This window comes from Mesorhizobium sp. M4A.F.Ca.ET.050.02.1.1 (assembly GCF_003997725.1).
Taxonomy (GTDB): domain Bacteria; phylum Pseudomonadota; class Alphaproteobacteria; order Rhizobiales; family Rhizobiaceae; genus Mesorhizobium.
In genome coordinates this window covers 1-443 of record NZ_RZSG01001510.1, presented here as the reverse complement: position 1 = coordinate 443, position 443 = coordinate 1, and the positions used below count along the sequence as shown (strand labels likewise).

Annotated in this window: 1 pseudogene; it reads right to left on the bottom strand. The window is 60.0% G+C overall.

Annotated elements, in window-relative coordinates:
• Positions 1-443: pseudogene (locus EOA33_RS39635) on the bottom strand (hypothetical protein); the annotation flags it as partial.

The following is a 443-nucleotide window of genomic DNA, read 5'->3' as shown; positions in this document are numbered from 1 at the left end:
TCCCTGGACGCTGCTTCGACCGTGAAGGTGAGCACGCACAACACGATGCCGACGCTCTCGTAGGAGAAACTCGAGTCGAACAGGAAGAAGGTCGAGCAGCCCATATAGGCCAGACAGGCGATGGCCGACATGCGCGGCGATCCGGCGATGCTTTCGAGGAACAGAAACAGGGCACCGATGAACGTGGCCTTGAGGACGGCCAACAAGAGCGTCCCCGCCACAACCAAGGGCAGTCCCGTCAGATCGACGATCGCCGTCGTCAGGATTTCCAGGGCGGGATACGTTGGCCCGATCGGGAAAAGCGGGTTGGACAGGAACAGCCGGCGCGCCGTGAGAAGATCCTCGGCTGCGATCCAGTGCAAGAACTCGTCGTAGCCGCTGAAGCTTGTCGGGGAATAGACCCTTTTGCAGTAGAATAGGGCTTCGGCAAGCAGGAACAGAAG